Below are 9,307 nucleotides of genomic sequence, written 5' to 3'. Positions count from 1 at the left end.
CAGGAATTCCGCCGGCACGCAGACGATCATGACAATGACCGTACGCTTCAGCGCGCTCCAGAAGCGCGCGTCGGCGGCGAGATCGGTGTAGTTGGCAAAGCTGTTCCACATCGACCAGGCGTTCCACCAGCCGGTGCCCGACAGCGGCGACCAGTCGGTGACGCTGATGTAGAGCTGCATCAACAGCGGGAAGGCCGAGATGAACAGCACCAGGATCTGCGCAGGCAATGTCAGCCGGAAACCCAGCCTTGCGCCCTCATCGCGCGAAACCGGCTTTGCTCCGACGGCTTTCATCTCATCCTTGGACGTCATGGCAGTCACCGCGCTCATTGCTTGAGCGCCCCGAACGTCAACCCGCGCACAAGATGGCGCTGAATGGCGATGCCCATGATCACCGGCGGCACGGCCGCGATCAGGCCAAGCGCCGCCTTGGCGCCATAGAGCTGCCCGGTCATCGAGGAGGATAGCGAGGCCATGTAGACCGGGATGGTCACCCATTCGCGCGTCGTCAGAAGCAGCGCGATCAGATAGTCCGACCAGTTGAGGATGAAGACGAAGAGCGCGGCACTGGCGAGCGGCGCGCGCATCATCGGCAGCGTGATGCGGGTGAAGACGCGCAGCCGCGAACAGCCTTCGACAAGCGCTGCCTCCTCGATCTCGCGCGGCATATCGTCGAAGAAGGTCTTCATCAGCCAGAAGGCGAACGGCAAGGTGACGATGCCGTAGATCAGCGCCAGGCCCCACCAGCTGTCGGTGAAGTTGAGGAAGGCCCACATGATCATCACCGGGATCATGACCGCCATCGGCGGAAAGATCCTGAGCTGGATCAGCGCCAGCGGCAGGTTCTGGCCGGAGCCGAAACGCGACAGCCCATAAGCCGCGGCAGTGCCCGCCGACATGGCGATCACCGTGCCGAAAACCGCCGACAGCAGCGATGCGAGGATCGGCTTCAGCGCGTTACGGTCGAGCGCGACGATCAGATTGTTGGTCGACTCGCCGAAGACGAAACGAAAATTGCTGAGCGTCGGGTTCTTCGGCCACCAGGTCAGGTCGGCGCCGGTCGCCGACCATTCGGCGATCGGCTTGAACGCCATCGACACCATCCACAGGATCGGCACCAGCGTCACCGCCAGGGCCGCGAAGATCGCGGCATAGCGGAATATCAGGAAAGGAACGGAACGCTTCATCTGGCGGCTTTGCTGGTGGCGTTGTGGGCGGAGGGGAGAAGCAAGCTCCTCCCCTCCTTCGATATGATCCAGGGAGAAGGATCAGACGATTGGATCGAGAACTGTCGGCCAGGCCTCCTTGTTGGTCTTGATGGCTTCGAGCAGTTTGTCCTCGCCGGTGCGCCGGGCGATCTTTTTCCACTCTGCCTCGGTATCGGCCATCGCCTGCTCCGATGTCTTGGCCTTGGTCAGCGCCGCCATCAGGTTTTCGTCAAGCGCATTGTGGAAGGCTGTCGCGCCGGGATAGTTGATGGTCGGCACGGTGCGGGCGACCGTCTCGCGCACGACGTCCATGTGGTAGGCATGATAGGTCTGGCGCACCAGCGGATCGGAGAAGTCCGAAAGCCGGAACGGGTCCAGATAACCGCCGGGGTTGGCGCTCATCCATGCGTAGATCCGGGCCGAGCCCAGCCATTGCAGCAGGAGATAGGCGACCTCCTGGTTCTTCGACTGCGACGAGACCATGCCGGTCAGCGAGAACCACAGCACGGAACGGCTGATCAGCTTGCCGCCGATCTCGCGGCCGGGCGGCAGCATCGAGCCGATCTTGCCGGTGACGGCTGAATCCTTGTTGCCGGCATTGTCGAGGAATTTCGGCAGGTTGGAGAAGGCGCAGGTCATCGCCGCACCACCCTTGGCGAAGTTGCCATATTGCTCCGGCCAACCCCAGGAGATCGCATCCGGCGAATGATGCGCGAGCGAAGCAACATATTCGTTGGTGGCGGCGATGCCTTGCTCGGAATTGATCATCGGCTTGCCGTCATCGCCAAACAGGAACTGGTTGGGCGAAGCCATCGAGACATAGCGCTGGTACCAGTTCGTGTAGCCCCAGCCCTGGTTACGCAGGTCGGTCGAGCCGAACAGGCCCTTGTCCGGGCGCTGGAAGAAGGCGGCGATGTCGCCATGCTGCTTCCAGGTCTTCGGCGGCGCCAGATCGTAGCCGTATTTGTCCTTGAAGGCCTTCTTCTCGGCTTCGTCGCCGAACAGGTCGGTGCGGTAGACCCAGGTCTGGAAGTCGCCGTCCAGCGACACGCCGTAGTTGGAGCCGCGGTATTTGTTGAGCAGCGACACGCCCTTGGCACCGTTGACATAGCCGCTGACGGGATCGTCCCATTCAGGCTTATGCTGCGCGACAAAGTCATCGAGCTTGGCGATGCCGCCGGTTTCGGCGAGGTCGCCGAGGCGGTTCCATTCGGTCGAGTAGATGTCGTAGGCCCCACCCTTGGTGGAGATGTCCTGCATCGTCTTGGTGAATTCCTGGCCGTTCGGCAGACCGACGATTTCGATCGCGATGCCGGTTTCCTTTTCCCAGAGATCCTTGATCGACGGCGCACCGGCCGGGAACGGCTGCGTGAGCTGGCCGATCGAGCCGTCGGACAGGCCGAGCACGATCTTGGTCGGCGCCTTGCCGGCGCCCTTCAGCGCCTTGGCCGCCTCGATGGCGCGGCCTTCCGGCGTATCGGCGCCATACTGGTAGCGCTCGGCCCCTTCGAAGCCCGTCGGGCCGCCGATCATGCCTGGCGCCAGCGCGTCGGCCGCATAGGCGCGGCCGGGACGAATGAATTGGGGTGCGATACCAGCGGCGGCCATCATGACGGCCGCCTTTCCTCCGGATGCCAGCAGCCGGCGCCGCGAGATGCGGATCAAGTCAGACATTGAAACTCCTCCCTCAGGGCCACGTTTCCTCCACGACCCTTATGAGGGATATTGACGACAGCATCGCAAGGCTGTCAACATCATAAATAATCAAAACACATCATAACATCGCAATAGGGCAAGGAAATGCACCAAAACGGGATCCATCCGTCAAGCCGGATGCCTCAATTTGAGGGCACCCGACCCTTCCCGGCCCTGCGCATCCCTGCTGGACCATTTGATTTAGCCCGGCGGCTTGCACATCGGCCAAGGGCGGATACATCATTTCCCATCAGAATCGCCGATGACGGGGAAGCCGTCACCAACCGATCTGACGCATGCAGGAGATGAAAGACGGTGCGTTCCACCCTGACTGACATAGCCCGGGAGGCCGGCGTCTCGGCCGCCACCGTCGACCGCGTGCTCAACAACCGGCCCGGCGTACGGGCGCGCACGCGGGAAATCGTGCTCGAAATGGCGCAGCGCCTCGGCTACATCGCTGAAGGCCCGAACGGCGCGCCGCTACGGCCCTCGCCCGGCGAGGTCATCCGGCTCGACTTCGCTCTGCCGGCCGGCACCAATTCCTTCATCAAGATGCTGCACCGCCACATTGAGGCACAGGCTCTGGCGCGGCCCGACCTCGATGTTCGTATCGCCACCATAGAGGGCTTCAATCCTGACCGGCTCGCTCGCCTGCTGCAGGATCTGCGCGGACAGACGCAAGGCGTCGGCGTCATCGCACTCGACCATCCGACGGTGCGCGAAGCGATCCGCTCCCTGTCGGCCAACGACATCAAGGTGGTGACCATCGCGTCCGACATCCTGCATGTGCCCAGGGTCGCCTATATCGGCATCGACAACCGCGCCGCCGGGCGGCTGGCCGGCTATCTGCTCAACCGCTTCATGGGATCGGGGCGTCCGGGCAAGGTGGCGCTGTTCGCAGGTTCGCTGTCCTATCGCGGCCACGAAGAACGCGAGATGGGGTTCCGCCACGTGCTGACCGAGGAATCACCCAATCTGCAGATCGTCGAAATGCGCGAAATGCTCGACGATCGCGAGAAGGCCTATTCGGAGGCATCGGCCCTGCTGGAGCGGCACCCCGACCTTGCCGCGATTTACAATGTCGGCGCCGGCAACACCGGTATCGCCCGCGCGCTCAAGGAGCGCGGCCGCGCCCAGTCCATGGTCTTCCTCGGCCACGAAGTGACGGACGGCACCAAGGACCTTCTGCTCGACGGCACGCTCGACGCTGTCATCGACCAGAACCCGCGCGTCGAGGCCCGCGAAGCGCTCAACACCCTGATCCATGCGGTCCGGGGATTGCCCTATGAACTGCACCAGCCAAGGCTGCAGGTGATCTTCAAGGAGAACATCCCGGAGATTTGACCTGTACGAGGCGGCGCCGCAAAGCGCCCGCCCGCTCGATGCTTCTAGTCTATTGGACGGCAGCGACTTCAGCCGCGGCGCCATCGACAAAGCTCTTGTCGACCCATTTGCCATAGTCGATCGAGCCCTTCAGCAGCCCGGCGCTGGCCATGAATTTCTCCTCGCCTTGCAAGGCGGCGATCGCGCCGTCCGTGAGTTTCGGATCCTGATGGAACACCCCGTCGGCATAGGTCTTGCGGACGGATTTTTCCGACGACTTGGTGGCCTCGACAAAGGTCTTGATCGTCTGGTCCGGATGGGCATCGGCCCAACGCGAAATCTCGATATCGACCTTCAGCAGCCGCTTGACCAGATCGGGATATTTCGCCGCGAAGGCGCCGTTGACCGAGATGACATTGGGCACGTTCCATTCCGGATGAGTGCTGGTGTCGAACAGGACGCGCGCCTCGCCGGTGTCGACCAGCTTGGCCGCCGTCGAATCGGTCTCGACAATGGCGTCGATATCGCCGCGCAGCAACGCCGGGCCGGATGCCTCGAACGGCAGGTTCAGACCTTCGACGTCATTGGTGGTCAGGCCGACGCTGTTCAGCGCCTTGCTGAAGTTCGAATGCCGCACCGTGCCGGTGAGATAGGCGACCTTCTTGCCCCTGAGATCCTGCAGCGTCTTCAGCGGCGAGTCGGTCTTGACGACGATGTAGGAACCGCCGGCCTTCACATAGCTCGACAGGCCGATCAGCTTGACGTCGGCGCCGGACGCAGCAACCCGCAGCGCCGGATTGTTGCCGGTATAGGTGAATTCGATCGCACCGGTGGCCAGCGCGGTCGTCGCCTCCGAACCACCATTGAAAGTCACCAGTTCGACCTTGATGCCGTCCTTGGCGAATTCCTTCTCCCACCAGCCGTCCTTCTGGGCGATGATGAATTTGAGATGCCCCGGCGCCGTGCTGCCGATGCGGATAATTTCAGGCTTGTCCTGCGCGAAGGCAGGCATGCCGCCAAGGCCGATGACGACGGCAATAGCGCCCTTCAGCAGCAGCCGGCGAAGGGCGTCGAATGGAATGTTGGGCATGGGAAAAATCCTTCCTGGTTGGAATGAATGGACCGCTTAAATGAGCGAGGTCTCGGACTGGCCTTTCCAGGCTGTTGCCCAGCGCTCGAACCAGACGAGCAGGTAGTTGACGGTCAGGCCGATGACGGTCAGCGTCAGGATGCCGGCATACATGTCGGCCGTTTCCATCATCAGCTGCGAGTTCTGGATGAGGAAACCGAGGCCGGATTTAGCCGCCAGCATCTCGGCGCCGATGACCGCGAACAGCGAGGATTTCACCGCCAGCCGGGCGCCGGCGACGATCGAGGGAATGCTGGCCGGCAGGATGACTTTGCGGAACAGATCGAAGTCGGACGTACCCATCGAGCGCGCCGCCTTGATCAGCAGCGGATCCACCGACTTGACGCCGCTGATTGTGTTGACGAGGAGAAAGAAAACCGAGGAGTAGAAGGTGATCGCGACCTTCGATTCCTCACCGATGCCGAGCAACAGGATGAACACCGGCAGCAGTGCGAATTGCGATGTGTTTCGCAGCGTCTGCACCAGGAGGTCGGAAACCTTCTCGAACAACGAATAGCGCCCCATCAACAGACCGAGGGGGATGGCCACCACCACGCCGAGTGCGAAGCCGATCGCGGCGCGCTGCAGGCTGATGCCGATATGCTCGATCAGCACGCCCGAGGCGAGCAGCGCCCACCAGGCGACCAGGACCTCGCTCAGCGGCGGAAAGAAGATGCGGTTCAGCCAGCCGAGCCGGGGCGCGATCTCCCACAGCAGGAAGAACAGGCCGAGCAGCGGCACGCCATAGAGGAACGTGCCGCGGCTCGCTTTCTTGCTCCGGATCTTGGCGCTGGCCTTGATGGCCGGGACCCTGGCGGCGGCGACCGTTTCGCCAGCGCCGGCCAACAGGTGGAGCGCTCCCGCGGAGCCAAACTTCTCGGTCAGATAGGCCATTGGTCCAGCTCCTCAGTGACTGAAGGCTGGCGACAGGGTCCAGTCCTTCTGCGCCTTGTTGACCTCGTCGCGCAGCACGTCCCAGACGCGGGCGCGATATAGATTGAATTCGGCGCTGGCGCGGATGTCGCCGTCCCGCGGTCGTGGCAGGTCGATGTCGATGATCTCTTTCACCGCGCCCGGCCGCGCCGTCATCACCACGACGCGGTCGGCGAGGAAGATCGCCTCGTCGATCGAGTGGGTGACAAAAATCACCGTGGTGTTGATCTTGCCCCAGATCCGCAGCAGCTCGCCTTGCAGAAGCTCGCGCGTCTGCTGGTCGAGCGCCGCGAACGGCTCGTCCATCAGCAGCACTTCCGGGTTGCTGGCCAGCGCACGCGCGATCGCCACACGCTGCTGCATGCCGCCGGACAGCTGGTTGGGAAAACGGTTCTCGAAACCGGCAAGGCCGAACAGCGCCAACAGATGGCGGGCTGTGGCGGTACGCTCGGCCTTGGCCACGCCGCGCACTTCCAGCGCATATTCGATGTTGGCGAGCGCCGTGCGCCAGGGAAACAGCGCATATTGCTGGAAGACATAGCCGGTCTTTGGATCGGGCCTGGTGATGCGCCTGCCGTCGAGCTGGACGTTGCCGTCGGTCGCCTGCGTCAGCCCGCCAATGATATCGAGCAGAACCGACTTGCCCGAGCCGCTCGGGCCGACCAGCGTGATGAACTCGCCCTTGCGGATGGAAAGATCGACGCCGTCGAGCACGGTGACGCGGTCGGTCGCCTCGCCATCCACGGTGACGAACTGCCCCGGCTTGAGCTGGAAGGTCTTGCTGATGTCGCTGACGACGATCCGGTCCATGTTCGGGCGATCCATATCTGTCTCCGATCGGTTCACTGCGCCACGCGGATGCGGTGCGTCGGGTCGAATTCCGAGCCGCCCGCCTTGCCGCGCTTCCAGCCAAGCCCGCGGGCATAGGAGCCGAACAGCTGTCGGGCGTCGGCCTGAGCTTCCGTGATGCCGGTCGGCCCTTCGGCGAACTCGGCCACATAAAGCGCGTCGGTCGGGCAATAGATCTCGCAGAGAAAGCAGGTCTGGCAGTCCTCATGGCGAGCGATCACCGGCACGCCATTGTCGGTCGCGTCGAAGACGTTGGCCGGGCACACCTTGACGCAGATGTCGCACTCGACGCAGCGCGTGGCCGAGACGATCTCGATCATGACGCCAGCTCCGCCAGCCGCTCAGGCGCGCCTGCGATGCGGAACGCATCCACACCGGTGATGACCAGCCGGTGCGCGAAGGCCGGGCTCTTGCCCGGCAAATCGGTGCGGCGGTGCATACCGCGGCTTTCCGTGCGATGCAGCGCTGCGGCCACGGACCAGCGCCCGGCGGCGGCGATCGAAGCTGCCTCTCGGGTACGGACCCTATCCAGCCCCTCGCCTTGCAGATGGTCGCGCACGTCGCGCCAGACACTCTCCAGCCGCTCGCCGCTTTTCTCCAGGCCCTCGCCAGTGCGGAAGAAATTCTTGTCGAGCGGCGTCACTTCACTGCGCACCGCCTCGATGACCTCGCCTGCCGAGATGTCGGCACTCGCCGATGATGCAGGATGCAAGCCGGCCTGGCCGAGCGATTGCACCGCGCTGCGGAAAGCCTTGCCGGTGCGGCGCTGGGCATGGGTCGAGGCGCCCTTGCCGGCCCACCAGCCGCTGGCCAGCGCCCAGGACGAATTGACGGCGCCGCCGCCTGATACCGCACCGGTCATCATCTCGCGGCTGGCGGCATCGCCGGCAACATAGAGGCCGGGCACGCCGGTGGCGCAATCGTCGGAGACGATGTTGATGCCGCCGGTGCCGCGCACCGTGCCTTCGGCGCGCAAGGTGATGCGGAACAGTTCGCTGAACGGATCGATGCCCGCGCGGTCATAGGGCACGAAGCAGTTCGGCTGGCCCTGGCGCAGCCAGCCTTGCAGCGCCGGCTCGGCCTGATCGAGCCGCGCGTAGACCGGGCCGACGATCAGCGCGCGCGCCACTTCCTCCTCGCGGTCGCCGATGCCGTTGCGCAGAGGCTCGCCGGTCGGCCCGAGGATCGGCGAGCCGTCCTCGCGATGGAACGAGGCCCAGCGGAACGGCAGGCCCTTGTTCAGCGAGGAGCCATAGGGCGCCAGCGTGTACTTGCCGGTGAACTCCATGCCCGACAGGCTGGCGCCGGCTTCCGCCGCCATCAGATAGCCGTCGCCGGTCAGCCCGGTCGCGCCGAGGATGCGCTCGCGGAAAGCGCAGCCGCCCGTCGCCAGCACCACCGCGTTGGCGTCGACGCGCCAGTCCTGGCCGATCTGCCGGACGACACCGGCGGCGCCAACGATGGCATCGCCGTCGGACAGAAGTTCGAGCGCCGGGTGATGGTCGAGCACGGTGACGCCGGCCAACAGCACCCGGCGGCGCATGAAGCGCATGTAGTCCGGCCCGCGTAGATTGGCGATGTAGAGCCGGCCGTCATCCTCGCTCGGAAAGGGATAGCCCCATTCGGACAGCCTGAGCAGATTGCGGTAGGCGGTATCGACGCAGCGCAGCATCCAGCGCGGGTCGGCGAGTTCGCCGGTGCGCTGCCAACGCCGCTCAACGACGGCATGCCTGTTGTCGCCCGGCGGCACGCACCAGGTGCCGGTGTTGGAGGGCGCGGTGGCGCCACTGGTGCCAAGATAACCTTTGTCGGCCAGCACCACCTTGGCGCCGCTCTCGGCCGCAGCGACAGCCGCCCAGGCCGCTGACGGACCTCCGCCCAGCACCAGCACGTCGGCCTGGAGGTGCAGCCTGTCAGAAACGGATTTTTGCGGCTTGGGCATGGACACCTGGCGAATGCGTCGAGGACGGCGCTAGGCCGCGCGGGCCGCGCTGGAAGACCAGACCGGCTCGTTGCCGGCACTCCACTTGATGTTGCAGCCGATCGACGGCACCTGGCTGGCGGTGGGCCTGCCGCCCTCCAGCACCGTATCGACCGCCGCGCGCAGATCGGCACCCGTCACCGGCTTGCCATTGCCCGGCCGCGCATCGTCGAACTGGCCGTGATAGGC

At 64.5% G+C, this 9,307-nt stretch carries 8 protein-coding genes and 2 pseudogenes; 1 reads left to right on the top strand and 9 read right to left on the bottom strand.

Annotated elements, in window-relative coordinates:
* From EOD15_RS21575 to EOD15_RS21565, 3 genes and pseudogenes are all read right to left on the bottom strand, one after another.
* Positions 1–330, bottom strand: a pseudogene (locus EOD15_RS21575) (sugar ABC transporter permease); the annotation flags it as partial.
* Positions 327–1,187: a carbohydrate ABC transporter permease gene (locus EOD15_RS21570; protein ID WP_127317891.1), complete on the bottom strand. Its 861-nt coding sequence runs from the start codon at positions 1,185–1,187 to the stop codon at positions 327–329. The pseudogene EOD15_RS21575 and the gene EOD15_RS21570, both read right to left, overlap by 4 nt.
* A gap of 81 nt (positions 1,188–1,268) precedes the next feature.
* Positions 1,269–2,882, bottom strand: a complete 1,614-nt coding sequence (locus EOD15_RS21565) for an extracellular solute-binding protein (RefSeq protein ID WP_127317889.1) — start codon at positions 2,880–2,882, stop codon at positions 1,269–1,271.
* A gap of 336 nt (positions 2,883–3,218) precedes the next feature.
* Between EOD15_RS21565 and EOD15_RS21560 the strand changes: the two genes are divergently transcribed.
* On the top strand, positions 3,219–4,247 hold the full coding sequence (locus EOD15_RS21560) for a LacI family DNA-binding transcriptional regulator (protein WP_127317887.1): 1,029 nt from the start codon (positions 3,219–3,221) through the stop codon (positions 4,245–4,247).
* Between the two features lie 49 nt (positions 4,248–4,296).
* Here EOD15_RS21560 and EOD15_RS21555 read toward each other — a convergent pair whose 3' ends face one another.
* The 6 genes and pseudogenes from EOD15_RS21555 to EOD15_RS21530 form a co-directional block, all read right to left on the bottom strand.
* Complete coding sequence (locus EOD15_RS21555; protein ID WP_127317885.1) at positions 4,297–5,316, bottom strand: aliphatic sulfonate ABC transporter substrate-binding protein; 1,020 nt, start codon at positions 5,314–5,316, stop codon at positions 4,297–4,299.
* Between the two features lie 36 nt (positions 5,317–5,352).
* Positions 5,353–6,249 carry an ABC transporter permease gene (locus EOD15_RS21550; RefSeq protein ID WP_127317883.1) on the bottom strand — a complete coding sequence of 299 codons (897 nt, stop codon included), beginning with the start codon at positions 6,247–6,249 and terminating at the stop codon, positions 5,353–5,355.
* Between the two features lie 12 nt (positions 6,250–6,261).
* Entirely contained in the window at positions 6,262–7,098 is an 837-nt protein-coding gene (locus EOD15_RS21545) for an ABC transporter ATP-binding protein (protein ID WP_127317903.1), read from the bottom strand.
* A gap of 32 nt (positions 7,099–7,130) precedes the next feature.
* Positions 7,131–7,457 (bottom strand): ferredoxin family protein, encoded by a 327-nt coding sequence (locus EOD15_RS21540; protein WP_127317881.1) that lies wholly within the window; start codon positions 7,455–7,457, stop codon positions 7,131–7,133.
* A complete protein-coding gene (locus tag EOD15_RS21535) occupies positions 7,454–9,079 on the bottom strand; it encodes an FAD-binding protein (protein WP_127317879.1) in 1,626 nt (541 codons plus the stop codon). The genes EOD15_RS21540 and EOD15_RS21535 overlap by 4 nt, the downstream gene beginning before the upstream one ends.
* Before the next feature lie 30 nt (positions 9,080–9,109).
* Positions 9,110–9,307 (bottom strand): annotated as a pseudogene (locus tag EOD15_RS21530) (thioredoxin family protein); the annotation flags it as partial.

This window comes from Mesorhizobium sp. M7A.T.Ca.US.000.02.2.1 (assembly GCF_003996995.1).
Classification (GTDB): domain Bacteria; phylum Pseudomonadota; class Alphaproteobacteria; order Rhizobiales; family Rhizobiaceae; genus Mesorhizobium.
Note: the sequence above shows the minus strand (reverse complement) of the source record. Positions and strands in the feature narration are given on the sequence as shown.

Coding starts and splice junctions, on each gene's coding strand:
- EOD15_RS21570 (WP_127317891.1), bottom strand. CDS start 1,187: ATGAAGCGTTCCGTTCCTTTCCTGATATTCCGCTATGCCGCGATCTTC.
- EOD15_RS21555 (WP_127317885.1), bottom strand. CDS start 5,316: ATGCCCAACATTCCATTCGACGCCCTTCGCCGGCTGCTGCTGAAGGGC.
- EOD15_RS21535 (WP_127317879.1), bottom strand. CDS start 9,079: ATGCCCAAGCCGCAAAAATCCGTTTCTGACAGGCTGCACCTCCAGGCC.
- EOD15_RS21550 (WP_127317883.1), bottom strand. CDS start 6,249: ATGGCCTATCTGACCGAGAAGTTTGGCTCCGCGGGAGCGCTCCACCTG.
- EOD15_RS21565 (WP_127317889.1), bottom strand. CDS start 2,882: ATGTCTGACTTGATCCGCATCTCGCGGCGCCGGCTGCTGGCATCCGGA.
- EOD15_RS21540 (WP_127317881.1), bottom strand. CDS start 7,457: ATGATCGAGATCGTCTCGGCCACGCGCTGCGTCGAGTGCGACATCTGC.
- EOD15_RS21545 (WP_127317903.1), bottom strand. CDS start 7,098: ATGGACCGGATCGTCGTCAGCGACATCAGCAAGACCTTCCAGCTCAAG.